The sequence below is a fragment of the Pseudomonas sp. SJZ080 genome (genome assembly GCF_007828295.1).
Classification (GTDB): domain Bacteria; phylum Pseudomonadota; class Gammaproteobacteria; order Pseudomonadales; family Pseudomonadaceae; genus Aquipseudomonas; species Aquipseudomonas migulae_A.
The window spans coordinates 61,834-86,391 of the sequence record NZ_VIUK01000013.1 but is presented as its reverse complement, the minus strand read 5'-3'; the positions used below and the strand labels follow the sequence as shown (position 1 = coordinate 86,391).

At 55.1% G+C, this 24,558-nt stretch carries 21 protein-coding genes; 18 read left to right on the top strand and 3 right to left on the bottom strand.

From position 1 onward, the window contains the following. Genes FBY04_RS18080 through FBY04_RS17995 form a run of 18 tightly spaced genes read left to right on the top strand, consistent with a single transcriptional unit; the run spans position 1 to position 22,277 of the window. On the top strand, positions 1-891 hold the full coding sequence (locus tag FBY04_RS18080) for a methionyl-tRNA formyltransferase (protein WP_145316007.1): 891 nt from the start codon (positions 1-3) through the stop codon (positions 889-891). Positions 892-908: 17 nt separating this feature from the next. Then, the gene (locus tag FBY04_RS18075) at positions 909-2,213 is read left to right on the top strand and encodes a glycosyltransferase family 4 protein (protein ID WP_145316005.1); all 1,305 of its coding nucleotides are present in this window, start codon (positions 909-911) and stop codon (positions 2,211-2,213) included. Further along, complete coding sequence (locus tag FBY04_RS18070) at positions 2,213-3,661, top strand: oligosaccharide flippase family protein (RefSeq protein WP_145316003.1); 1,449 nt, start codon at positions 2,213-2,215, stop codon at positions 3,659-3,661. Before FBY04_RS18075 ends, FBY04_RS18070 begins: the two co-directional genes overlap by 1 nt. After that, positions 3,658-4,872, top strand: coding sequence for a glycosyltransferase (locus FBY04_RS18065; protein WP_145316001.1), 1,215 nt, complete (start codon positions 3,658-3,660; stop codon positions 4,870-4,872). Before FBY04_RS18070 ends, FBY04_RS18065 begins: the two co-directional genes overlap by 4 nt. A gap of 18 nt (positions 4,873-4,890) precedes the next feature. Beyond that, the gene (locus FBY04_RS18060) at positions 4,891-5,754 is read left to right on the top strand and encodes an NAD(P)-dependent oxidoreductase (protein ID WP_145315999.1); all 864 of its coding nucleotides are present in this window, start codon (positions 4,891-4,893) and stop codon (positions 5,752-5,754) included. Next, on the top strand, positions 5,754-6,911 hold the full coding sequence (locus FBY04_RS18055; protein WP_256667042.1) for a glycosyltransferase family 1 protein: 1,158 nt from the start codon (positions 5,754-5,756) through the stop codon (positions 6,909-6,911). The genes FBY04_RS18060 and FBY04_RS18055 overlap by 1 nt, the downstream gene beginning before the upstream one ends. A gap of 1 nt (position 6,912) precedes the next feature. Next, positions 6,913-8,796, top strand: coding sequence for an asparagine synthase (glutamine-hydrolyzing) (gene asnB / locus FBY04_RS18050; protein ID WP_145315997.1), 1,884 nt, complete (start codon positions 6,913-6,915; stop codon positions 8,794-8,796). After that, positions 8,793-9,995, top strand: coding sequence for a glycosyltransferase family 4 protein (locus FBY04_RS18045; protein ID WP_145315995.1), 1,203 nt, complete (start codon positions 8,793-8,795; stop codon positions 9,993-9,995). The genes asnB and FBY04_RS18045 overlap by 4 nt, the downstream gene beginning before the upstream one ends. 20 nt (positions 9,996-10,015) lie before the next feature. Then, entirely contained in the window at positions 10,016-11,125 is a 1,110-nt protein-coding gene (locus FBY04_RS18040; protein WP_145315993.1) for an NAD(P)/FAD-dependent oxidoreductase, read from the top strand. A gap of 15 nt (positions 11,126-11,140) precedes the next feature. Further along, positions 11,141-12,352, top strand: coding sequence for a glycosyltransferase family 4 protein (locus FBY04_RS18035; RefSeq protein ID WP_145315991.1), 1,212 nt, complete (start codon positions 11,141-11,143; stop codon positions 12,350-12,352). 37 nt (positions 12,353-12,389) lie between these two features. Beyond that, entirely contained in the window at positions 12,390-13,847 is a 1,458-nt protein-coding gene (locus tag FBY04_RS18030; RefSeq protein ID WP_145315989.1) for a hypothetical protein, read from the top strand. A gap of 2 nt (positions 13,848-13,849) precedes the next feature. Next, positions 13,850-14,812 (top strand): hypothetical protein, encoded by a 963-nt coding sequence (locus FBY04_RS18025; protein WP_178118290.1) that lies wholly within the window; start codon positions 13,850-13,852, stop codon positions 14,810-14,812. Positions 14,813-14,818: 6 nt separating this feature from the next. Further along, positions 14,819-16,225 (top strand): hypothetical protein, encoded by a 1,407-nt coding sequence (locus tag FBY04_RS18020; protein WP_145315985.1) that lies wholly within the window; start codon positions 14,819-14,821, stop codon positions 16,223-16,225. Between the two features lie 23 nt (positions 16,226-16,248). Then, positions 16,249-17,109, top strand: a complete 861-nt coding sequence (locus FBY04_RS18015) for an SDR family oxidoreductase (protein WP_145315983.1) — start codon at positions 16,249-16,251, stop codon at positions 17,107-17,109. An 18-nt stretch (positions 17,110-17,127) separates the two neighbouring features. Continuing rightward, positions 17,128-18,138 (top strand): polysaccharide biosynthesis protein, encoded by a 1,011-nt coding sequence (locus tag FBY04_RS18010; RefSeq protein ID WP_145315981.1) that lies wholly within the window; start codon positions 17,128-17,130, stop codon positions 18,136-18,138. Further along, a complete protein-coding gene (gene wecB, locus FBY04_RS18005) occupies positions 18,131-19,258 on the top strand; it encodes a non-hydrolyzing UDP-N-acetylglucosamine 2-epimerase (protein WP_145315980.1) in 1,128 nt (375 codons plus the stop codon). The genes FBY04_RS18010 and wecB overlap by 8 nt, the downstream gene beginning before the upstream one ends. A 7-nt stretch (positions 19,259-19,265) precedes the next feature. After that, a complete protein-coding gene (locus FBY04_RS18000; RefSeq protein ID WP_145315978.1) occupies positions 19,266-20,228 on the top strand; it encodes an SDR family oxidoreductase in 963 nt (320 codons plus the stop codon). Positions 20,229-20,279: 51 nt separating this feature from the next. Next, complete coding sequence (locus FBY04_RS17995) at positions 20,280-22,277, top strand: nucleoside-diphosphate sugar epimerase/dehydratase (RefSeq protein ID WP_145315976.1); 1,998 nt, start codon at positions 20,280-20,282, stop codon at positions 22,275-22,277. Positions 22,278-22,358: 81 nt separating this feature from the next. On the opposite strand, the gene FBY04_RS17990 is transcribed toward FBY04_RS17995, so the two are convergent. The 3 genes from FBY04_RS17990 to FBY04_RS17980 all read right to left on the bottom strand — a co-directional run bounded on the left by FBY04_RS17990 (position 22,359) and on the right by FBY04_RS17980 (position 24,550). Further along, entirely contained in the window at positions 22,359-22,757 is a 399-nt protein-coding gene (locus FBY04_RS17990) for a hypothetical protein (protein ID WP_084319408.1), read from the bottom strand. Between the two features lie 260 nt (positions 22,758-23,017). After that, the gene (locus FBY04_RS17985) at positions 23,018-24,316 is read right to left on the bottom strand and encodes an NAD(P)/FAD-dependent oxidoreductase (RefSeq protein ID WP_084319406.1); all 1,299 of its coding nucleotides are present in this window, start codon (positions 24,314-24,316) and stop codon (positions 23,018-23,020) included. 60 nt (positions 24,317-24,376) lie between these two features. Further along, positions 24,377-24,550 carry a DUF3094 domain-containing protein gene (locus FBY04_RS17980; protein WP_032830895.1) on the bottom strand — a complete coding sequence of 58 codons (174 nt, stop codon included), beginning with the start codon at positions 24,548-24,550 and terminating at the stop codon, positions 24,377-24,379. Positions 24,551-24,558 lie beyond the last annotated feature (8 nt).

Sequence of the window (24,558 nt, the reverse complement as noted above, 5' to 3'; positions counted from 1 at the left end):
ATGAGGGTCGTAGGAATTGCCGCATCGGTGTTTGGACTAAGGTGCTTAGAAGCCCTGAAAGGGGTAGATGAATGTGAATTGGTTGGCGTTGTGACGGCGCCGCAAAAATTTCCAATTTCCTATCGACCTTCCGGCGTGACGAATGTGCTTTTCGCAGACGTTTCCGATTTTTGCGAGAGTTCAGGTATTCCATACGCCGTCATGACCGGTGGGATGAGTGACGAGTCCTTGTTGGCCGAAGTCAAGGGATGGCGGCCTGATATATTCATCGTTGCAGGCTGGTACCACATGCTGCCCGTTTCATGGCGAAACATTGCACCCGCTTACGGATTGCACGCATCGCTGCTGCCGAAGTACAGCGGCGGCGCGCCATTGGTGTGGGCGATCATCAATGGCGAGCAACGAACGGGAATCAGTTTTTTCCGCTTCGATGCGGGTGTGGATAGTGGTCCCATTGTCGGCCAGAAGGTCGTGAGCATCGAGGTGGCAGACACAATTGCTACCCTCTACGCCAAGATAGAGCTTCTCGGTCTCGAACTGATATCTGAGGTTGTACCGCGTCTTGCCAGTGGTGATGCGGTTCATTTGGTGCAGGACGAAAGTCAGCGCAGTGTTTTCCCTCAGCGCTCCCCGGAAGACGGACTTATAGACTTTAAGCAGGATGCAGATCGGTTGTACGACTTTGTCAGGGCGCAGACCAAGCCTTACCCAGGCGCTTTTTTTGTTATGGGCTGCGGAGGTGTTGTGAAGGTTTGGGCTGTCAGCGCTGATCGAGTACGTCTGGATGGTATCGAGCCTGGCCCGTTCACGGCTCCTGATGGAAGTCTGTATCTGGTGGGCCTTGACGCCATTGGGCTCAAGGTCGAATCGACGACGGTTGAAACTGCCTGAAGGTTGGAGCTTTATTTATGTGGCGTGCTGCCGTTAGACGGGGTACCAAGGCGTTAGGGCTTGCCTTTGGTTCCGTGATTTTCTTTTTATTGCTGCTGCCGGTCGTTTATATGGGGCGGCGCAATAGTGCCAAACGAGTATCTTCTCCTCATCTAGTTTGGGGAGATGCGCCAATTATCAGTAACCCTTATTGGGCCAGGATCATGAAGGCGGCTGGCTATTGTTCATACAGTTTTACTGATGGCTATTGCTATACGATTAACAAACGTGAGGATTATGACCGGATTCTAGCTGATCAATTTCCTGGCGTCCCTTATGAGGCCAAGAAGTTTTTGGGTTTTCTCTGGAGCTTGTTGGAGTTCGACGTTTTTTTTATTTCCTTCAATGGCTTTTTGCTGGGGGGCACGCCATTGTGGCGTCTCGAGAGCTATGTGCTCCGCGCCGCTGGCAAGAAGGTGGTAGTCATGCCATTTGGCCTTGATTCCTATATATACAATAGGGTCAGGTCTACAGAATTACTCCATGGGCTAATGATGTCCATCCCAGCACCGGCTAGGCGCCAGGGCTATATCGGGGCGAAGGTTGACTACTGGTGTGAAAAAGCTGATGCAGTGATCCCCGGTATAATGTGGGCTGACGGATTCGGTCGTTGGGATGCACTTGTGCCAAGTGTTATTTCCGTTGATGAAAGCGAGTGGGATGTTTCCAAAAGGAACTCTCCGGCCAATGGTATCGATGGTGTCGTATACATCGCCCATGCGCCGAATCATAGAGGTTTCAAAGGCAGCGAATTCGTTCTTGAGGCGGTTCGTATTCTTCAGGCTGAAGGGGTCAAGGTCGAACTTATATTGATCGAGGGCAAGCAGAACTCCGAGGTTAAGCGCATCTTGCGAGAGCAGGCCGATATTTTGGTTGAGCAGATCATCTGTCCAGGGCATGGACTGAATGCTCTGGAGGGTATGGCATCCGGACTGACCGTTGTGTGTAACTTGGAAAACGATGAATACATGTTGCCTTTGCGCCGCTGGTCATACTTCGGAGAATGCCCTCTGGTCTCGGCAAGTCCGGAAAACTTGGCAGAGGTGCTGAGGAAGCTGATCCATGCTCCGGAGTTGAGGCAGCAACTGGGGGGCGCTGGCCGGGAATACATCGAAAAATATCAAGGGGCTACTGCCGCGACCTTTTTCTATGGAAAGGTTATCGACTATCTCTATGGGAGAGAGTCGTCGATCATTCAGCTATTTCATCCGTTGCACAGTGTTAGGATGAAGGAGCTCGGTAAGATCGAGCATCCGCTTATTAATAGCCGGCTTCCAGAGTAATGAAATTATTATCGCTTTTGCTGAAAGACTCTCTGCTCTATGGTGGTGCTGACTTTGTAGGGAAAATAGTTGTATTTTTACTGTTTCCTCTCCTTGCCAGTTTGCTGTCTCCCAGTGAGTTTGGTTATATGGAGATTTTATATGTCTCTTCGGCAATGCTCGGTTTTTTTGTTCGTGGCGGATTGAATAATGCGATTCAGCGCTATTACTGGTCCGAGCAATATGGTGAACAACAGAAAAAAATATTAGTCGGAACCGGTCTGTTGATGGTACTTGCCTATGGCGCGATGCTGTTCGCGGTTTTGTTCTTGCTGCGAGACTGGGCCGTTACCATTGCTGGAAAGCTAGGTGTTGCCTTGACTGCAGTCGGTATATTGGCGATGACCCTATTGGCCGTTGTTACTCAATTTCAGCAGTTTTTTCTCGATGTTATGCGCCTCGGATTTCATAAGCTGAGTTTTCTCGGTTTCAGCCTCTGCTGTCGAATCATTGTCTATGTGGGGGCGTTCCTGCTCGTTTTTTTTGGTATTGCAGGTGTCGATGGATTCATTATGGCGCTAGCCGTAGGTGGATTGATCTTTGTACCTCTTGGTTACTTCCTGATAAGACGTACGGTGCAGCTGAGATTTGACTCTTCTGTTGCTAGGATGCTGTTCAAATACGGCTACCCTTTTATTTTTGTTGATATTGCTTATTGGCTTTTTTCATCCATTGATCGTTGGATGCTGGCGTCTATGACGGGTATGGAGTCGGTCGGAGAGTATTCCGTTGCCTGGCGCATGGCGTCCATTGTGATGTTTATTTCAATGGCCTTCAGCTTGGCTTGGAGCCCGTATGCAATAAAATTGAAAACGGACTTTCCTGAACAGTACAAGAGTCTCTACTCGACCGTATTGACGTTTGTCGTCGCTGCCTTTGTCTTAATAGCCGGTGGAGTGTCGATTTTTTCCGGGGAAATTCTTCATGTGCTGTTCAAGGGAAAATACGACTCGATGGCATTGGCTCTGATTGTTCTTGTCTTGTGTATTGTGCTCCAGGCAACGCATCATGTGATTGCGCTCGGAATATCCTTGGAGGGTAAGACGTACTGGTTTTCTCGATTGGCTTGGATGGCAGTGTTGATTAATGTTATTGGTAACTACTTCCTTCTGCCAGTATGGGGGGCCGATGGTGCCGCTGTATCGACTTTGTTGTCTTATTTTTTTCTTACAGTCGCGTACTATTGGGTCAGCAGGAAACTACATTATATCCGTTACGATTATGGACGCTTGACTTGGTTGTTTTGTGTTTTGTTAGTTCTGATCACCTTTTCGGTGATGTTACGGGCCTATGAGCTGGATATTATGTTGATTTTTTTGAAAATGTTCTTACTGATAGTGGCTGCGTTGGCGTGCCTGTGGCTTTTGCGTGGGCGCGTTGGTCTGGTTCTGGCACGGGTGATGAAGTGATCAAGTATTTTTACTATTGTTTTCGTTTCGTATTCGAGCTGCTGGTGCTTCCGTTTCTGGCAGTTGCGGCATTGATTTCAAGTCGCGTCGGCAAGCGCATAGACATCGGCCTTGGCCCGTTCCCGCTCATCAACAATATCTACCACAAACGTGCACTTGAACTAGCGGGCTATTCGGCGGAAACCTTCGTCAGCCAGGTCTGGCACATCACTAGCAATTTTGATGTTCGTTTTGACCACCACTGGTTGTCGAAGAACATTCTTTGCCGCAAGCTCTTGCTCAATCTCTATATCTTTTGCTGGTCGGCACGACGCTATCGTGCATTGATCATCTACTTCGATGGTGGTGCCCTGGGGCAGGGCTCGGCATTCCTCTGGAGACTTGAACCCTACCTTTATCGCCTGGCAGGCGTGAAGACTGTCGTACTGCCATACGGTTCGGACGTTCAGGTTATGAGTCGCTCGCCTAACCTGCAGTTCAAGCATGCGATGGCGGTCGACTATCCGCAGCATCGGACTCGGCACGCGCACATCCAGGCCATGGTCGACGTATGGAGTTCGGCAGGTAGTCATATCGTTGGTGGTTGTGAGTGGGTGGACTACATGCACCATTGGGATACCCTGATGATTGCTCACTTTTCCATCCAACTTCCCGAGCTTGCGCGCAACGAGCCCAGGCTTCCCCCCCGCTCAGGGCCGCTGAAGCTTCTGCATGCCCCCAATCATCGGGAAATCAAGGGCACACGCCACGTTGTCCGGGCAGTCGAAGAGCTGCGCGAGGAAGGGCTCGATATCGAGTTGGTAATGGTAGAGCGCGTTCCCAACGAAGAGGTACGGCGGCTGATTCTTGAGGCGGATATCATCGTCGACCAGTTGGTTATCGGCTGGTACGCGATGTTTGCGATCGAGGCGATGGCGTCTGGAAAGCCGGTTATTTGTCACCTTCGACGCGACTTGGAGGAGCTCTATGTGGTTACCGACTTGCTGCAAGGGTTCGACGAAATTCCGATCATTCGGGCCAATGCTTGCTCGTTCAAGGAAGTGATTCGAACCTTGTACGTAGATCGGGATATTCTTGTAGCTGCGGCGGAGAAGGGGCGAGGCTATGTTGACCGCCATCACTCCGTAGAGGCTATTTCGCTTGTTTTTTCAAAAATTTTCGCCAAATTGATCGGCCCTCCCGAAGGGACAGTCGAGAACAGGGCTTGTTAATTAGGTAGGGTTGCATTAGTGAATATTCTTATTACCGGAGCCAATGGGCTGTTGGGTGTTCATGCGGTAAGGCAACTGGTTGCCCAGCACCAGGTTCATGCATTGGTTCACACTGCTCCGCTGGAACCGGTGGCCGGGGTGACTTATCATGTCATCGATCTCTCGGGAGATTGGTCTACAGAGTCGTTGCCTGGTGCGCTTGATGCTGTTATGCATCTGGCGCAATCATCCCGTTTCCGGGAGTTTCCCGACCAGGCAATGGACGTCTTTGGCGTTAACGTTGCGTCCACGGCTCGTCTGCTTGATTACGCACGCATCTCTGGGGCAAGGCATTTCATTCTAGCGTCGTCCGGTGGTGTTTATGGGGCAGGGGATGAAGCGTTTAAGGAGAATTCCTTGATCCCTCATCATGGCCAGCTTGGCTATTATCTCGGAAGCAAGCTTTGCGCAGAGGTCCTCGCGCAGAACTACTCGTCACTGATGAACGTGACAGTATTGCGTTTCTTCTTCATGTATGGAGAAGGGCAGAAACGTTCAATGCTGGTTCCTCGTCTGATCGATAATGTTATGGCGGGTCAGCCAATCACCTTGCAGGGTTGCGATGGCATCAAGATCAACCCTATCCATGTCAGCGATGCAGTCGCGGCACTGGAACACTGCCTCAAGCTCGAAGGTAGCCACACGTTCAACGTGGCAGGAGCGCAAGTTCTTTCACTTCGTGATATCGCCGGGATCATCGGCGAAGCAGTGGGGCGTACTCCCGTGTTCAAGGTCGAGGAGGTAGAGCCTCGTCACCTGATCGCCAATATCGATGCACTGAGTGAGTCACTGATTGCCCCCAGGGTTCCTTTTGCGCAAGGAATTCTGGAACTTATCCCCTGATGAAGAAATACAAAGTCCTGCACGCTCCCAGTTCGGTTGGCGGCAATCCTCAGGCGCTCAGCCGAGCGCTGCGGCTATTGGGTGTGAAAAGTGACTCCCTGGTTGTGTCTCAGAATTACCTGGCTTACCCGGCAGATCTGGTACTGCATCGTCCAGGGCAAAGTATGGTGATGCGAGAACTGAAGCGGCTTTGGGCCATTCTGTTCTTGCTCCCACGTTTCGATGTGATTCATTACAACGCAGGCACGACACTGGCGAGCGCTTATGCTTTCAGTTTCAGTCCGAGCCAAGGTGCGAAAGGCTTCCTGCGCCTTTTTTACGCGGGTTATTTGCGCCTGTTGCAGCGCTTCGAGATCGCCTATGTGCGCATGCTGGGCAAGGCTGTATTTGTAACTTACCAGGGCGATGACGCCCGTCAGGGCGATTACAGTCGCGAACATTTCGCCATCAATATCGCTAACCAGGTCGACCAGGGTTATTACTGTGCCGCTTCTGATGCCTTCAAGCGGCGCAATATCAAATTGCTCTCAAGTATCGCGCATCAGGTCTACTCGGTTAATCCTGACTTGATGCATGTGCTTCCCGATAGCACACGCTTCACACCCTATTCTCTTGTCTTTCTGGATGAGTGGGTGCCTTCCTATACTCAGGATCAGAACCGGCCTTTACGCATTGTGCATGCGCCAAGCAACCGCAAAGTCAAAGGTTCGGATCTGATTCTGAGTGCCCTGGAGTCGTTGCGTGCACAGGGTTTCGAGTTTGAGTTACTGCTGGTCGAAGGTATGAGCAACGCCGAGGCGAGGGCGGTTTATGAGTCGGCGGACGTACTGGTGGATCAGCTATTCGCAGGCTGGTACGGCGGCTTGGCTGTGGAGTTGATGGCGCTTGGTAAACCGGTACTTGTCTATATTCGGGATGAGGACCTAGGATTCATTCCGCCTGAAATGAAAGCCGATTTGCCCTTTCTTCAGATCACTCCCTTCACGGTAGAGGAAGCTTTACGTGATTTACTGCTGATGCCGCGTGAGTCACTTGTAGCTTTGGGCAAGAGCAGTCGGGCATTTGTTGAGCGCTGGCATGACCCTCTGAAGATTGCGCGCGATATCAAGGAAGATTACGAAAAAGCGCAATATTTGCATGTAGAGGTCGCCAAATAAGATGTGTGGAATAACAGGGGGATTCTGGCGGGCTGTGCCTGCGGGACTGGATCAACGAATCGATAGCGCATTAGCGGCAATGCGCCTCCGGGGACCAGATCACCAGGGCTTTGATCGTCACCCGGTCGGCGAAGGCGCAGTCGTTCTTGGCCATACGCGCCTCGCGATCATTGACCTTTCCAGTTCTGGTCAGCAGCCGATGTACTCCGCCGATCAACGATTCGGGCTGGTGTTCAATGGCGAAATCTATAACTACCTCGAATTGCGCGTGGAGCTGGAGGCCCTTGGGGCACGCTTTCGCACACATTCGGACACTGAAGTGCTGCTGGCCGCCTGGAGCCAATGGGGCAAAGCAGCTCTGCCTCGGTTCAAAGGCATGTTCGCCTTCGTGGTGTTCGATCGCCAGGACGGTTCGCTGACCTGTGTCCGCGACGCATTCGGCATCAAGCCGTTCTTCTATGCGCTGGAGAATGACGCCTTCATCTTCGGCTCAGAGCTGCCAGCTCTGCGAGCGCTGAAGAGTGAGCGCGCAACGCTCAACTGGCAACGTGCCTATGATTATCTGGTGCATGGCGAATATGACTTCGGCCAGGAAAGTTTCATCGAAGGGGTGGTCAGCCTGCTTCCGGGTCAACTGCTGACTGTCGACCTGGCCACGCTCAAGGTGTCCAGTCCCGAGACCTGGTGGAAGCCGTCCATCGCACAGACCCAATCGATCAGCTTTGCCAGTGCCAGCGACCAGCTGCGGGAAATGTTCCTCGACAATGTGCGCCTGCACTTGCGCAGCGATGTGCCGGTTGGCGCAGCCCTGTCCGGAGGTGTCGATTCTTCCGCAATCGTCTGCGCCATGCGCCACCTGGAGCCGGACTCGGATATCAACACGTTCAGCTACATTGCCCGGGGCAGTGCCGTCAGCGAAGAAAGCTGGGTAGACAAGATCAATGCCCATGTCGGCGCCAAGGCGCACAAGGTGATTGTTTCGGGAAACGAGCTGGCGGCTGATCTCGAAGACCTGATTACCGCGCAGGGCGAGCCGTTTGGCAGCACCAGCATCTATGCCCAGTACCGCGTATTCAAGAAAGCCAAGGAACAGGGTATTACCGTAACTCTGGAAGGACAGGGCGCCGATGAAAATCAGGGTGGTTACAGCGGTTATGCGGGACAGCGTATCCGCAGCCTTCTGGACAACGGGCAGTACCGCGAAGCCTGGAGCTTTTTGAATCACTGGTCGCAATGGCCCGGGCGCAGCCGGATCGAAGGCCTGAAACGGGTTGTTGGCGAATACAGTGAGGGCCGCTTGCACGATCTGTTGCGTGGGCTTAATGGTATGGACAATTGTCCTGCGTGGATTCGTCCCGGTCCGTTGCGCGAAGGCGGCGTGCATCTTGGTTTTCCCAAGCATGCGCCGCTACAGCAAACGTCCGGTCGCCGCATGATGAGCACGTTGGCAGCCTCGTTGAATACGCGCGGTTTGCTCGGCCTTCTCCGTCATGGTGATCGCAATTCGATGCGTTTCTCGGTGGAGAGCCGCGTACCGTTCCTGACCACCGACCTGTCCGACTTCATGCTGTCGTTGCCAGAGGAATACCTGGTTTCTCCGGGTGGTGAGACCAAGCATCTTCTGCGCTCGGCACTGCGTGGGATCGTGCCGGCCGAGGTGCTGGATCGTCGCGACAAGATTGGCTTCGCGACGCCCGAGCAGCAATGGCTGATGGGTATGGCCGATACACTCAGACCTTGGCTCGAAGAGGATCTGGGTCTGCCATTCCTTGACCAGGCCAAGTTGCTCGAGCATTTCGACGCAGTGGTTGCGGGCCGTCGTCCCTATACGTGGCAGGTCTGGCGTTGGGTCAACTTTGCCCGCTGGTACGGTAGCTTGCGATGAGTGAGCTATCAATACGGGTACTTTATCTGCATCCGGCCGCGGCGTTCGGTGGCGCATCAAAGAGTCTTATCGAGCTATTCACCCGATTACGCGCGTTAGGTGTACAGGGCACAGTTTTGACGCCCGACGGTCCGGTCTGTCCGGCATTTGAAGCTGTCGGTATGGATGTGCGTAAAGTCAAAGGGCTCAGCCAGTTCGACAATACGCGTTTTAGCCACTACCGCCGTCTTCGCTGGCTTATTCTCTTGCGAGAGCTGTTCCTGCTGCCTTTTTCACTGGCTGCGATCTGGCGCTTGCGCGGCGAACGATTCGACTTGTTGCACGTTAATGAGGTGACATTGCTGCCGTTGGCCATGGTTGCTAAATGGATGTTACGGGTACCAATGGTTGTGCACGTACGATCCTTGCAACGCGCACCTGGATCCGGCTTGCGTACCCGGCTCGTCAATGCCTGGTTGCGACGTCATGCCGACGCAATCGTGCCGATTGACCATACGGTCGCGGCGACGTTAGCGGCAGACTTGCCGTTAAGCATCGTGCACAACGGCCTTGGTATAGAAAACAACTTGCTGCCCCCTTCTTCGCAAATTACTGAAAAGCCTATACGTGTTGGATTTCTCGGCGTTCTGATTCCGCTTAAAGGCATCTATGAGTTGGTCGAGGCAATGCGCATCCTTAAAGCGCGTAACGTCAATATCGAGTGTCTGGTTGCCGGAGAAAATGCCCGACACCTCTCCGGGTTGAAGGCATGGGCACTGCGAACGCTTGGTTTCGCCGATGACGTGCGAGCGAATGTGGAGGGAATGATCAGTGACTACGGATTGCAGAATCATGTCCAATTGCTGGGGAGTGTGGTCGATGTCAGATCGTTGTATCCACAGCTCGATATTCTCTGTTTCCCCTCTCACCTGGATGCGGCTGGTCGACCGGTATTTGAGGCTGCGTTCTATTCGATTCCAAGCGTGGTAGCGATCACAAATCCCGTTCCGGACGCGATACTGCACGAGGTGACCGGACTGGCGATACCAAGGCCCGACCCGGTGTTGCTTGCCGATGCCTTGCAACGTTTGACAGAGGATCACGTGCTGCGTCAAACCTTGGGTCGCCAAGCACGCACATGGGCAGAGGAAAACTTTGCAATCGAAGTCAATGCGCAGTTGATGCACGAGCTCTACCTGCGTCTTCTCTCCAAATCCTGAATTTTTTCAAGGCTCGCAATATGAGTTCTTACGATTGTCTCGTCATCGGCGCTGGTGTCATCGGGTTGGCCTGTGCTTCGCGTTTGGCGCGTTCGGGGCAGCGTGTGCTGGTGGTCGAAGAAGAGCGCTGGATTGGCTCGCATACCTCCAGTCGCAACTCGGAAGTTATTCACGCGGGTATCTACTACCCACCTGGCTCGTTGAAGGCGCGTTTGTGCGTGGAAGGTCGCGATTTGTTGTATCGCTGGTGCGAGGACCATCATGTGGAGCATCGGCGGATCGGCAAATTGCTGGTCGCGGTGAACCCGGATGAAATCGCTGCGCTTGATGCCATACAGAAGAATGCGGTGCATTCCGGGGTCGACTCGTTACAGGACATTAGTGCGGCGCAACTGCGTCGAATGGAACCTGCGGTGACGGGGGTAGCTGCTCTGCTGTCCGTTGAAACCGGTATTATTGATAGCCATGCCTATCTGCAGTCCCTACTCGGCGACGCCCAGCGACACGGTGCAGATCTGGCGCTGGAGACCCGGGTTTTCGGGTTACAGCACAATGGCGAGCTTTGGGTGGTGGAGGGGGAGAGTTGCGGCGAGCCTTTCTCGCTGGATGTGCAGCGGGTCATAAACGCGGCAGGTTTGTTTTCCAGTGAGCTAGCGTCGCGCATCGATGGGCTCGACGCACGTCATGTGCCGAAAACCCACTGGTGCAGGGGACGGTATTTTTCCTACAGCGGGCGTTCGCCATTTTCACGTCTAATCTATCCGATGCCGGAAGTGAATACCGCTGGTCTCGGCGTGCATGCCACACTCGATATGGGCGGGCAAGTGAGATTCGGGCCAGACGTTGCCTGGACCGATACCATCGACTATCGGGTCGAAGAAGAGATCAAAAACGATTTTGCGCTAGCGATTCGTCGCTATTTCCCAACGCTTGATGTGCTGCGCCTGACACCAGGTTACTGCGGAATTCGCCCGAAACTCTCCGGGCCAGGGCAGCCGGCAGCGGACTTTCTGATCCAGGGGCCAGAAACGCATGGCCTGACCGGTCTGATCAATCTTTACGGAATAGAGTCGCCAGGCCTGACAGCCAGCCTTGCCATCGCCGAGCACGTCGCTCGAATTATTGATTGAGTCCCCTGATTACCTATGAAGATTCTCGTTGTCTCGCAGTACTTCTGGCCTGAAAGTTTCATCATCAATGACATCGTGCGCACCCTTGACGAGCAGGGTCATGAGGTTGTGGTGGCTACCGGCAAACCCAATTACCCGGATGGCAAGATATTCGAGGGATATAGCGCCAAGGGCACCCAGCGCGAGCGCTACCTCGGGAAGATCGATGTGCTGCGCGTTCCGCTCTGGCCACGAGGAGAGGGTGGAGCGAAAAACCTCATCCTCAACTATCTGTCATTCGTTTTTGCCGGCCTGCTGTTTTTGCCGTGGATGCTGCGTAAACGAGAGTTCGACGCAATCCTGGTTTTTGCTCCGTCGCCTATCCTGCAGGCAATTCCCGCGATTCCATTGAAGTGGCTGAAGAAGGCTAAGCTGGCTTTGTGGGTGCAGGACCTGTGGCCAGAAAGCCTGTCTGCTACCGGTTTCATCCGCAATCGGCATTTGCTCAAACTGGTGGGCTGGATGGTCAGGGCGATTTATAGCCATTGCGACACGCTGCTGGTGCAGTCGTGCGCTTTCGTCGAGCCAGTGGCTCGTTATGCCGCACGCGATAAGATTCAGTACTACCCCAACTCCATGGATGTGCGTAGTGAGCGGTCGGTGGTGGAGGTTCCGCGGGAGCTGGATGCGTTGCTCAAACAACACTTCTGTGTGGTATTTGCCGGCAATCTGGGCACAGCCCAGGCCTTGGATACGCTGGTACAGGCGGCGGAGCAGCTACGCGATGAACCGGATATTCGCATTGTGCTGGTCGGCAGCGGCAGCCGCCTGGACTGGCTCAAATCGCAGCAGCAGGCGCTAGGGTTGGACAATCTGGTATTGCCAGGGCGCTTTCCGATGGAGGCGATGCCTGCGATTTTCGAACGCTCATCAGCCCTGCTGGTATCGCTTAACGATGAAGAAGCCTTCGCCCAGACTATCCCCAGCAAGATTCAGGCGTACCTCGCCGCCGGGCGGCCAATTATCGCTTGCATGAACGGCGAGGGTGCTAGGGTGGTCTATGAAGCTGGAGCGGGGATGACCTCACCTGCCGAACAGGTGTTGCCGCTGGTTACCAATATCCGACGCATGAAAGCGCTTGGGTCGGCTGAGCGAGCGGTCATGGGAGAGGCGGGCAGGGCCTACTTCGATGCGCATTTCGAGATGGACAGTCAAGTGACCCGTTTGGTCGAGTTGTTGCAGCGCTGACGGCGCAGGACGAACCTGGCCGCTTAAGGAATAGATGATGCGTGTGATGGTCTTCCCCGTCGCCTTCATGGCGAACACCTTCGCCATGATGGTGGTCATGATCGGACTGAGTCTGTTCGGAAAGTCCGCTCTGGCGGCGGATTTCGGACTTATTCACGGTGCCACGGTTGCGCTGTTCTACTCGTTCTCCGGCAATGCGCGCAGTCTGATTCTCTCTGAATCCGGTGCTATCGATGCTCCCGGAATTCTTCGGCTACGCCTGATTCTGCTGCTGCCGTTGGGCATGTTGGCGTGGATGCTGTGTGCCGGGGTTGTGGATAGCAGCGGGTGGTTTGTTTTGCTGCTGGTGGTTCGCCGCGCTGCCGAGTGGCTGGCAGAGATCTTTCTCAGTGAGCAGGAATTGCGCCACCAGGAACCCGCAGCAATCCGCTTCCTGCTTACCCAGGGCTGTCTCAGCCTGGCGCTGCTGCTGGCGCTGCTCAACGATGGCCCTCTGTCTACACCCATGACGTTGCTCTGGGCTTTGTCGCCATTGCTTGGGTGCATGAGCCTTGGGCTTCCAAAACGTGCCCTAAGCAGTGGCGTGCCCCTGTTTTCCAGCATTCGGCTTATGCTGCCGCACTTCGGCTCGACCGCGGTTATCGGTGTGTCGGTTTATGTGTTTCGACTGTTCATCTTGTTGGTGGCGGATAAACAGGTGGCCGGCGATCTGTTTTCGGCGTTTGCCTTGGGGGGCATTCTCGGGGCGGTTTTCTCCCAGGCATTGGGGCCGACCATGGTGCGGCACGAGCGGCGCTCGACGGGCCCGGGGCGCATGGTCAAGATATTCAACCTGATGCTCGTCGTCATGCTGCTGGCCGGTTTGGTGCTGGTGGCCGGCGTGTGGAGCGTTCCGCATTTGCTGGACTGGACGGAGAAGGATCAACTGTTCTGGCTGGCCGTGGGTTGCTCCTTGATGGGCGGTGTTGTGATGGTGCAGGCACAGCGCATCCGTCTGAGCATTCTCCAGGATGAGGCCGGAGGTGATGTGTTCGGTTCGGACATGTTGTCGAACATCCTGCTAATTGCGAGTATTCCTTTCTTGTATTACGGGATCGGTGTCAACGCTCTGGCAATGCTGTACTTGCTGGGTGCACTCCTGTCCTGGGTGTTCTACGCCAGTGAGCGTCACGGTCTGCTTTCCTTGCGCGATTCCGGCTGGTTCACGCAGAAAAACCAGCTGCTGTTGATCGCGGTAGTGATATTTCTGCCGATGTTTTTCCAGCTCAATGGCAGTATTTTCCATGATCCATCCCACGGCTTCAGCCACGGTGGGGTTCTGGCTTTGTTGCCGATTCCCCTGTCGGTACTGGCCTGTTACTTGGGTATGGTGTTGCTCGGACGCTACTCGCACGCGCGCCTGGCATTGCTGAGTCTGTTTTTTGTTTTCATTGGCATGTTATTGACCAGTTTGCTGCTGGGGCTGGACGCGAGCGGAGGGGGAGTCAGAAGCTGATATTGCTTGTCCAGTACATCCTGCCGATGTTCGCTCTGGTCCTAGGGCAGCAGTTTGGCATGCGCGAAGACGCGCTGACACTGGTTGCCAAGGGCGCGCTGTTCATTCTGTTGGTGGTAGTACCCCTGCAATTGCTGGCGACTCTGACTTCAGGTGATGTACAGCTTTCACCCTCTGTTTTCGTCTTCAGTATCTATCAGCATCTGCAGTATGCTTCTTTGTTGTTCGTTGCGGCCTTCGTGCTGGCGCTGTTCGCGCTCTGGGGCCGTGAGGGTTTTGATGGGTGGCTACGCGCCTTGACCTTGCTGATGGGCGGCTACGTGATTTTGTCCTGGTCATTGCTTGCAATGCTACTCTTCGTGCTGGCGGTATTCTGCTTTGTCGCTCAGCAAGCGGCGCGAGGGCGACGCCTGGCTTCTTTGCTGGTCGTACCGTTTTTGGCGGTGTGCGGGGCGCTACTGTCGTTCCTGTACATGCGTTACGTGCCGCAGGCACAAGTGCCGACACCGCTGTCGGGGGTGGCCAATCTTTCCATGCAGGTGCTCGAGGGACGGGTTGGTTATCTGGAGAGCTGGATGTTCTATATCGATGGCATTTCCGCGAGTTGGACCAACGCCCTTTTCGGTCATGCTACGTCGCCAGAGCGGGGACTGTACCCCAGTGCGCTCAACTACTATCTCGATTTTGCTTACAACTTCGGTCTGCTGGGATTGTTTCCGCTAATCGCGCTGGCTCTGTATAGTCTTGCGGCTGTGTGCGGGCGGTGGCGGGATTTTTGGGCGCATAGCTCATACATGGGGCTGGCGTTGGTGGTTATTTTTATGCTGGTGTTCGACAGCGCCTTCAAAGTCGGCCTGCGCCAACCGTACTCTGGCGTAATAATGTTTTTTTTATGGGGCTTGTTGTTGGCGGTGATTTCTCTGCCAAGAGCGCGCTTTTCATCGGTAAATGGAAATGTTGTCTGAGGGATTATGCGCTGGGACATTCTGATTAAAGGTACTTGGCTACTTGTATTGGCGGGAATTGTGCTTATCGGTGCCTGTGCATTGGCCGAGTACCGGGGAAGTACCTGGATTTATATATTATTTACTGTGCTCTCGACAGCGGTTTTGTTCTTTGGGTTCGGTCGAGGTGCGATATTTTTCGATTCATTTATTGGTGTCTTACTGTGGATTGGCTTCTGGCTGAAATTCAGTGTGCACACAGCTTTCTCCCAAGGCCATTTCAGTATTGCGGTGGGGGCTTTCGATGGAAGCCCTGACTCGCTGGATCAGGTGTTACTGGTGGTTTGTTGTGCTCTGACGGCAATTTTACTCGTACGACTTGTTCGTCAGCGCTTCTTTTTCAGTTATCCCGTTACGATGCCGGAAATATCCTATACAGGGTTGTATGCTTTTTATCGGCAATATCGCGTCGCGCTACTGACTACTTTTATTTTGACGGTATTGGCCGTCTGTATATCCAATGCATGGTTCGGTATTTACCAGAGAGGCTTGGTTGAACGGGTGAAGTTGCCTTTCGGGCTCAACGGTATTTATGCTTGGCTATTGATGTTTGGCATGGCGTCCATTTCTGCAATTATCTTACGCTTCGAATTCGAGTTGAATCGGGATCGTTATTGGATTGCAATCGTCATCGCTCTCCTGGAAGTGACATTGTCCAATATTTCCCTGTGGAGTCGAGGCATGATCCTCAACGGTTCTGCCTTGATGTATGGGGCGGTCACACTGTTTCGGAGACGAGAGCCTCGCTTGCGTTTAGGGTTGGCGGGATTTGTAGTAGTTGTTTTTGGAGTTTTATTCGCCGCGTCGGTGTTGTCTGTCAACTACCTGCGTGCTAACGCTTTTTATGGTGGTTACAGTCAGGCCGAGCGTAGTGGAGCGGTTGTGGAGCAGACGTCCACTCTGTTTCTTGATCGCTGGGTTGGTGTGGAAGGTGTCATGTCTGTGGTGGGGTCAAAAGATAAAGGATGGGAGGTATTCAAGGAGGCGCTTTCCGAGCGATTCGATAAATCAGTCAACTCCTTTTATGACAGACATTTTGTAGCGTCTCCCTATGACAATACCCGCGGTGACGGCACCCACTTCGTTTCCTTGCCAGGGTATATCGCTTTTCTGTTTTATCCTGGATCCTATTTTTTTCTATTCTTTGCAGTATTAGCATTCTCAGTGGTCGCGGCCGTCTGTGAGTACGTGGTTTACCGGCTGGGCGGAAAGAATCTGGTGTTCTGTGCGTTGATTGCTCAGGTGATTGCTTTTCGTTTTACCAGCTTTGGATATGTTCCATTGCAAAGCTACATGCTGTTCGGCTCCATATTGTTGAATGTTCTGATTCTATTTTTCTTTGATAGACTTCTACGCTATTCCTACAAGACTTGAAATTTTAAGAAGGTTTACGATTCATGGCACGGGTTCTTGTTCTTGGCGTTACCGGTATGCTGGGCAGCGCGGTCTTCAAAACCTTCAACTCCGATTCGGAGCATGAGGTCTGGGGAACGTTGCGTAGCTCCGCCGGGTTGCGATCCTTCCCCGAAGCAAGTCGTGAGCGCTTGCTGTCGGGTGTCGATGTGCTGGATCAGGACTCGCTCGTGGCTACGCTTGCGAAGGTGCGTCCCGACGTTGTCATCAACTGCGTCGGCCTGATCAAGCAACTGGCCGATGCCAAAGACCCGCTGACAGCGCTGCCAATCAACGCCATGTTGCCGCATCGACTCGCCCGGCTCTGCGCCCTGAGCGACGCTCGTCTGATCCATATCAGTACCGACTGCGTCTTTTCGGGACGTAAAGGTGGCTACCTCGAAAGCGATCTGTCGGACGCCGAAGACCTGTACGGCAAGTCCAAGTACATCGGCGAACTGCACGATCTACCCAATGCCATCACCTTGCGAACCTCGATCATCGGTCACGAGTTGAACTCCAGTCATTCGCTGGTGGACTGGTTTCTGTCGCAAGAAGGCAGCGTGCGAGGTTTTTCCAAGGCTATTTTCTCCGGTTTGCCCACCGCTGAGCTGGCCCGTGTCATGAAAGACTTCGTCCTGCCGCACCCGGAGCTCAATGGCCTGTATCATGTCGCCGCAGAACCGATTGCAAAGCTGGACCTGTTGACCCTGATTGCCAGCCAATACGGCAAGTCCATCGAGATCCGTCCAGACGCCGCATTGGTGATCGATCGATCGCTCAACAGCGAACGTTTCACCCAGGCGACTGGATACAAAGCCCCAACCTGGCCCCGGCTCATCGAGCTGATGCACGCCACTCGCTAACGAATTCGGAAGGTTTACATGTTCGACGACAAGGTATTGATGATCACCGGTGGCACCGGTTCTTTCGGTCATACGGTCCTCAAGCGTTTTCTCAATACCGCTGTGCGCGAAATTCGCATCTTCAGTCGTGATGAGAAGAAGCAGGAAGATATGCGTATCGCCCTGGCCAATGACAAGGTCAAGTTCTACATCGGCGATGTTCGTGATCGCGACAGCCTGGATCAGGCGATGGTGGGTGTGGATTACATCTTCCACGCTGCGGCCCTGAAGCAGGTTCCGTCTTGCGAGTTCTATCCGATGGAAGCGGTGCGCACCAACGTGCTGGGCACCGAGAACGTGCTGAATGCCGCCATCGCCAGCGGTGTGCAGCGGGTTGTGGTGTTGAGCACTGACAAAGCGGTTTATCCGATCAATGCCATGGGCATCTCCAAGGCAATGTCCGAGAAGTTGATGGTCGCCAAGTCGCGCATGATCCCGGCCAATGGTCCGGTCATTTGCGCGACCCGTTATGGCAACGTCATGGCCTCGCGCGGCTCGGTGATTCCATTGTTCGTCGACCAGCTTCGCACGGGGGGCGCGCTGACCGTGACCGACCCGGAAATGACCCGCTTCCTCATGTCGCTTGAAGATTCGGTTGATCTGGTTCTGCATGCTTTCGAGCACGGTCAGCAAGGCGATTTGTTCGTCCAGAAAGCCCCGGCCTCGACGGTCGGCGACCTGGCCGAAGCGCTCAAGCAACTGTTCGGAAAGAAAAACGAGGTCAAGGTGATCGGTACTCGCCACGGCGAGAAACTGTACGAGTCGCTGGTTTCCCGCGAGGAAATGGCCAAGGCCGAGGACATGGGGCGTTACTACCGGATTCCGGCGGACAACCGTGACCTGAACTACAACAAGTACTTCGTCGAGGGCGAGGAGCGTATATCCGAGTTCGACGACTACACCTCGCACAATACGGAGCGCCTGGATGTAGCGGGTATCAAGGAGTTGTTGCTGAAACTCGATTACATCAAGGAGCAACTCGATGCTTAAGGTCATGACGCTGGTCGGCACACGTCCCGAGCTGATCAAGATGAGCCGGGTTATCGCTGAACTGGATCGCCAGGTCGACCATGTCCTGGTGCACTCCGGGCAGAACTACGATTACGAACTCAACCAGGTGTTCTTCGACGATCTGGAAATCCGCAAGCCGGATCATTTCCTCGGCGCTGCCGGCGATACAGCCGCCAAGACCATCGCCGAAGTCATTGCCAAGTCCGATGAAATCTTCGAACTGGAAAAGCCTGACGCATTGCTTTTGTATGGCGACACCAATACTTGTCTGGCAGTGATCTCCGCCAAGCGTCGCAAGATCCCGGTGTTCCATATGGAGGCGGGTAACCGCTGCTTCGATCAGCGCGTGCCTGAAGAGCTGAACCGTAAGGTGCTGGATCACCTCAGCGACATCAACATGGTGCTGACCGAGCATGCTCGTCGTTATCTGATCGCCGAGGGTATTCGCCCTGAAACGATCATCAAGACCGGCTCGCACATGCAGGAAGTCCTTGAGCACTACATGCCCAAGATCGAGCAGTCCGATGTGCTGGCGCGCAGCGGCCTCGAGCAGGACAAGTTTTTCATCGTCAGTATCCACCGCGAGGAAAACGTCGACACGCCGGATAACCTGCGCGATTTGCTGGATACCCTGCGGGCCCTGGCCGATCAATATGGTTTCCCGTTGATCGTTTCGACTCATCCACGTACGCGCAAGCGTCTGGAAGCCTTGGGTGAATCCCTCGATCACCCGTTGATCCGTTTCGTCAAACCTTTCGGTCTGCTGGACTACATCAAGCTGCAGATGTCGGCGTTCTGTGTGCTTTCCGACAGCGGCACCATTACCGAAGAAGCGTCCTTGCTGAACCTGCCTGCCGTCACCCTGCGCAACGCCCATGAGCGTCCCGAGGGGATGGATGAAGGGACGCTGATCATGAGCGGCCTGAAGCGCGGTTCTGTGATGGATGCGGTGCGGGTGGTGACCAGTCAGCATTCTCGTGAGCAACGCAAGGTGCCAGTGGTGCCGGATTATCAAGGCGGACCGGTTTCGCTGCAGGTGGTTCGCGTGGTCCTGAGTTACACCGATTACATCAATCGCACGGTGTGGAGCAAGGCTTGAGCCCACTATGATGCGAGTCCTTTTGACGGGGGCCAGCGGCTTTGTCGGGGCTGCGGTTCAGGCTCGTCTGCTGACTGATCCTCAATTTGCAGTGCGGGCTGTCTATCGACAGTTACCGCCGCAATCCTCGCCCCGCCTGGAAGTCTGTCAGGTGTCCGGACTTGAGCCGGACACCGACTGGCAGGTTCCACTCGAAGGCGTCGAAGTCGTGATTCACTGTGCTGCCCGCGTGCATGTCATGAATGAGCGCGAAGCTGATCCGTTGGCCGCCTTTCGTCGTGCCAATGTTCAGGGGACGTTACGTCTGGCGGAGCAAGCAGCCCAGTCCGGTGTCCGGCGTTTCATCTACCTGAGTTCGATCAAGGTCAATGGTGAGGGGACGCCGCCCGGCCATCCTTATACGGCCGATGATCAGCCTGCTCCGCTGGACCCTTATGGCGTCTCCAAGCTGGAGTCCGAGCAGGCTTTGCAGGCCCTCGCGGCGAAAACCGGGATGGAAGTGGTGATCATTCGTCCGGTGTTGGTCTATGGCCCGGGGGTGAAGGCCAATTTTCGCAGCATGATGGGTTGGCTCAATAAGGGCGTGCCATTGCCGTTGGGAGCCATTACCAACAAGCGCAGCCTGGTGGCCCTGGACAATCTGGTCGACCTGATTATGACTTGCATTCATCACCCCGCCGCTGCCAACCAGGTTTTCCTGGTGAGTGATGACGAGGACTTGTCCACCAGTGATCTGCTGCGACGTATGGCCCGTGCGTTGGGCCGGCCGGCGCGCCTGCTGCCATTGCCGATGTGGCTGTTGAGCGGCACTGCGCAACTGTTGGGGAAAAAGGCCTTGTCCCAGCGTCTGTGCGGGTCGCTTCAGGTTGATATCGGGAAAACCAAAGCGTTGCTCGAATGGACCCCGGCGATCAGTGTGGATGGGGCGTTGGCCAAGACCGCGAAAGACTTTCTGGAGCAGCGAGTGTGACAGGGAGTGGGTGGATTGCAGGCAGTAAGTCGAGCGAAGGGAAATCGTGTAATGCGTGAGCGTTTATTGAATCTGCCGCGTAGCTATAAGCGCGTCTTGCAGTTGCTGATTGATATTGTGCTGGTCTGGGTGGCGCTCTGGCTGGCGTTTGTCGTGCGCCTGGGTATTGAACGACCAGTAAATCCTTTTGGGGATTATGCGTGGCTGTTTGCTGCCGCGCCGGTCATTGCAATCCCCATCTTTATCAACCTCGGCCTGTATCGCGCGGTGATGCGTTATTTCGGCAACGATGCCCTGCTCAGTATCTTCAAGGCCGTGACCTTGTCGGCGCTGCTGTTGACGGTCTATGTCTATTTGTACCGCCCCGACGTATTGGTGCCACGCTCGCTGATCGTCAATTACTGGTGGCTGAGCTTGTTGATGGTCGGTGGCCTGCGCCTGTTCATGCGCCAGTATTTTCTCGGCGACTGGTTTCTCGCCGGACAGCATGTTCCGTTCCTGCGCCAGGACGACGAGGCTACCAAGGTCGCCATTTATGGCGGCGGGGCGGCAGGCAATCAGTTGGTAGCGGCACTGCGCATGGAAAAGGCGATGCGTCCGGTCGCTTTTATCGATGATGACCCCAGCATTTCAGGTCGAGTGATCGCCGGGCTCAAGGTCTATCCGTCTACGGATATCGAAGGACTGATCGAAGACACTGGCGCAACCGAAGTCTTGCTGGCTATTCCATCGGCGTCGCGTGCCAGGCGCCGTGAGATCCTCGCAGCGCTTGAGCCTTATCCGGTGCATGTGCGGACGATTCCAGGGTTTATGGATCTGGCCAATGGCCGGGTCAGTGTCAGCGATCTGCAGGAAGTCGACATTATCGACCTGCTAGGACGAGACTCGGTTGCGGCGCAGCAGGCTCTTTTCGAGCGCTGCATTCGTGGCCAGGTGGTCATGGTGACAGGAGCGGGCGGTTCCATCGGTTCCGAACTGTGCCGGCAAATCCTCACCAGCAAACCGACGGCGCTGATTCTGTTCGAACACAGTGAGTTCAATCTCTACAGCATTCATAGCGAGTTGGAGAGGTTGATCCAAAACGAGGGAATGAGCCTGGAGCTGGTGCCGATCCTCGGTTCGATTCGCAACAGTGAGCGACTGCTGGACGTGATGCGTACCTGGAACGTGAACACGGTCTATCACGCCGCCGCCTATAAGCATGTACCGATCGTCGAGCATAACGTTGCCGAAGGCGTGCTGAATAATGTCCTCGGGACCTTGCAGACTGCGCAGGCGGCCGTGCAGGCGGGGGTTGAGCACTTCGTGCTGATCTCCACCGACAAGGCGGTGCGACCGACCAATGTCATGGGGTGCACCAAGCGGCTGGCCGAGATGACGCTGCAGGCCTTGAGTCGTGAGTCCAATCCGTTGCTGTTGGGCGAGCATTTCACGACGCCTTGCACCAACTCGACCCGGTTCACCATGGTGCGTTTCGGCAATGTGCTGGGTTCGTCCGGTTCGGTGATCCCGCTGTTTCGCGAGCAAATCAAGAATGGCGGGCCGATTACGGTGACCCATCCGAACATGACCCGCTATTTCATGACCATTCCCGAGGCCGCGCAACTGGTAATCCAGGCGGGTTCGATGGGGCAGGGTGGCGACGTGTTTGTGCTCGACATGGGACAACCGGTGAAGATTGCCGACCTGGCGGAAAAGATGGTCCACCTGTCCGGCCTTTCCCTGCGTAGCGAAGATCGACCGAACGGGGACATTGCGATCGAGTTTACTGGCCTGCGCCGAGGCGAAAAGCTCTATGAGGAGTTGCTGATCGGTGACAACGTGTCCCCGACCGAACACGCGATGATCATGCGCGCCGACGAAGAGCATTTGCCGTGGGAAGACTTCAAACAGGCGATTTCAGCGCTGTTGAAGGCTGTCGCAGCGGATGACTATGTGCAGGTTCGTACGCTGTTGCGCGATACGGTCAACGGCTACGAACCCGAATGCCAGATTGTCGACCTGATTCATGAGCGCCGTCAGAAGTCGGATTGTTCTGACGAGGTTTGACGGATTCGGTAGCCGGGTGTAAACCCAGACGAAAAAAGCCGCGTTTCTCGATCGAGAAGCGCGGCTTTTTTTCTGGGAGGCTTAGGCGCCGTCCTGGTCTTTCAGGTGCTCGAACAGGCCTTTTGGCATTTTTTTGCCGTTGGCTTCAAAGTTGGCTTTCACGTTGTCGTAAGCCTCTTGCTCGTCGATGAAGCCGTCGTGGTTGGTATCGATCTTGTCGAAGTTGGACTTCGGTGCGACTTTCTGGAATTCGGCGCGGGACACCTTGCCGTCACCGTCGGTGTCGGTTTTTGCCATCGACGCATCGCCACACTTGCCTTCGCCACATTTTCCTTCAGGGGTTTTCACCACTTGTTCGGCCGAGGCCAGCAGGTAGCCCTGGGTCAAAGGCTGCGAAGCGAAAGCGGAGCCGGTCAACATCATGCCGCCGGCCAGGACTGCGCCGAGCAAACCGACAGTGTTTTTGGTGGTACGGGACATTTCAATTCTCCTGGGTTGCACGACACAACCGTTCGATAAAAGACGCCACGTAAGTGCGGCGATAACCGTAGCTGGCTGGGTGGGTGCCTTGCTCGGATGTGGTCATTTAGCGGGCGGGGTGTATCGCTACTGTGTCGCGCAAGGGAGGAGTTTGTAAGCGAAGGGGCGAAATCGCGTGGGAGATACAGTAAGACACGGATCTTAAAAACAACGGAGATCGAATGTGGGAGCGAGCAAGCCCGCTCCCACACCAGATCGCGTTAATGCAGCTTCAGACGCGGCTCTGTTCCGCGCCCGATCTTGCTGCCCAACATCAACATCGCCGTGCGGAACGCGCCATACAGCGCCATTTGATGCATGCGGTACAGCGACACATAAAACATCCGCGCCAGCCAACCCTCGAGCATCACGCTGCCGGTCAGGTTGCCCATCAAGTTACCCACAGCCGAAAAACGTGACAGCGAAATCAGCGAGCCGTAGTCGGTGTACTTGTACACAGGCAACGGTTTGCCTTCGATCCGCAGCTTCAACGACTTGGCCAGCAACGACGCCTGTTGATGCGCAGCCTGGGCGCGCGGCGGCACATTGCGATCGGTGCCCGGCTGCGGGCAGGCCGCGCAGTCACCGAAGGCGAAGATGTTTTCGTCGCGGGTGGTTTGCAGCGTCGGCAGCACTTGCAACTGGTTGATGCGGTTGGTTTCCAGACCATCGATGTCCTTGAGGAAACCCGGCGCACGAATACCGGCGGCCCAGACCTTGAGGCTGGCATTGATCACTTTGCCATCGGCGGTGATCAGGCTATCGGCGGTCACTTCACTGACGGCCGCATTGGTCATGACGTTGACCCCGAGTTTCTCCAGGGTTTTATGCACAGGGCCGCCGATCCGTTCCGGCAATGCTGGCAGTACCCGTGGACCGGCTTCGATCAGGGTGATGTGCATGTTTTCCGGTTTGATCCGGTCCAGGCCATACGCCGCCAGTTCATGCGCAGCGTTGTGCAATTCGGCGGCCAGTTCGACGCCCGTGGCGCCGGCGCCGACGATCGCTACGCTGATCTGCTGCACCACATCCGTTTGCCCGGCGTGGGCGCGCAAATAATGGTTCAACAGTTGCTGGTGGAAACGCTCGGCCTGTTTGCGGGTGTCGAGGAACAGGCAATGCTGCGCTGCGCCCTGGGTGCCGAAATCGTTGGTGGTGCTGCCGACGGCGATCACCAGCGAGTCGTAAGACACTTCACGCGCCGGCACCAGTTCCAGGCCGGCTTCGTCATAAGTGGCGGCCAACTGGATTTTTTTCTGCGCGCGATCAAGCCCGCTCATGCGCCCCAGCTGGAACTCGAAGTGGTTCCATTTCGCCTGGGCGACATAGTTGAGTTCGTCTTCGGAAGAGTTCAGCGACCCGGCCGCCACTTCGTGCAACAGCGGTTTCCAGATGTGGGTCAGGTTCGCGTCGACCAGCATCACACTGGCCGTGCCGCGCTTGCCCAGAGTCTTACCCAGACGGGTAGCCAACTCCAGACCGCCGGCGCCGCCGCCAACGATGACAATACGATGAGTCATGGGGATATCTCGCAAGGCTAAAAGAAATCGGTGCAATTACCCGAGCGAGCGCAAAGCAGCTCATAGCGTCAGGTAACTGATAAGTCGGCTCAACAGGCCCAGGCCTATGGTCACTGCCAATACCACCACCAGGAGCATCCACGGCCGGAAAGGCCGGCGCTCGACTCGGTGCTGGGACAGGTGCAGGTACTCTTCGACATGCTTCTGGTCGTCGGGGTTCAGGCGGCTGGTCATATCGGGCC

Bases quoted from the DNA above. Each gene is read 5' to 3' on its own strand.
- FBY04_RS18070 (WP_145316003.1), top strand. From the start codon at position 2,213: ATGAAATTATTATCGCTTTTGCTGAAAGACTCTCTGCTCTATGGTGGT.
- FBY04_RS17980 (WP_032830895.1), bottom strand. From the start codon at position 24,550: ATGACCAGCCGCCTGAACCCCGACGACCAGAAGCATGTCGAAGAGTAC.
- FBY04_RS18040 (WP_145315993.1), top strand. From the start codon at position 10,016: ATGAGTTCTTACGATTGTCTCGTCATCGGCGCTGGTGTCATCGGGTTG.
- FBY04_RS18055 (WP_256667042.1), top strand. From the start codon at position 5,754: ATGAAGAAATACAAAGTCCTGCACGCTCCCAGTTCGGTTGGCGGCAAT.
- FBY04_RS18080 (WP_145316007.1), top strand. From the start codon at position 1: ATGAGGGTCGTAGGAATTGCCGCATCGGTGTTTGGACTAAGGTGCTTA.
- FBY04_RS18075 (WP_145316005.1), top strand. From the start codon at position 909: ATGTGGCGTGCTGCCGTTAGACGGGGTACCAAGGCGTTAGGGCTTGCC.
- FBY04_RS17985 (WP_084319406.1), bottom strand. From the start codon at position 24,316: ATGACTCATCGTATTGTCATCGTTGGCGGCGGCGCCGGCGGTCTGGAG.
- FBY04_RS18035 (WP_145315991.1), top strand. From the start codon at position 11,141: ATGAAGATTCTCGTTGTCTCGCAGTACTTCTGGCCTGAAAGTTTCATC.
- FBY04_RS18030 (WP_145315989.1), top strand. From the start codon at position 12,390: ATGCGTGTGATGGTCTTCCCCGTCGCCTTCATGGCGAACACCTTCGCC.
- asnB (WP_145315997.1), top strand. From the start codon at position 6,913: ATGTGTGGAATAACAGGGGGATTCTGGCGGGCTGTGCCTGCGGGACTG.
- FBY04_RS18045 (WP_145315995.1), top strand. From the start codon at position 8,793: ATGAGTGAGCTATCAATACGGGTACTTTATCTGCATCCGGCCGCGGCG.
- FBY04_RS18015 (WP_145315983.1), top strand. From the start codon at position 16,249: ATGGCACGGGTTCTTGTTCTTGGCGTTACCGGTATGCTGGGCAGCGCG.
- FBY04_RS17990 (WP_084319408.1), bottom strand. From the start codon at position 22,757: ATGTCCCGTACCACCAAAAACACTGTCGGTTTGCTCGGCGCAGTCCTG.
- FBY04_RS18020 (WP_145315985.1), top strand. From the start codon at position 14,819: ATGCGCTGGGACATTCTGATTAAAGGTACTTGGCTACTTGTATTGGCG.
- FBY04_RS18000 (WP_145315978.1), top strand. From the start codon at position 19,266: ATGATGCGAGTCCTTTTGACGGGGGCCAGCGGCTTTGTCGGGGCTGCG.
- wecB (WP_145315980.1), top strand. From the start codon at position 18,131: ATGCTTAAGGTCATGACGCTGGTCGGCACACGTCCCGAGCTGATCAAG.
- FBY04_RS17995 (WP_145315976.1), top strand. From the start codon at position 20,280: ATGCGTGAGCGTTTATTGAATCTGCCGCGTAGCTATAAGCGCGTCTTG.
- FBY04_RS18010 (WP_145315981.1), top strand. From the start codon at position 17,128: ATGTTCGACGACAAGGTATTGATGATCACCGGTGGCACCGGTTCTTTC.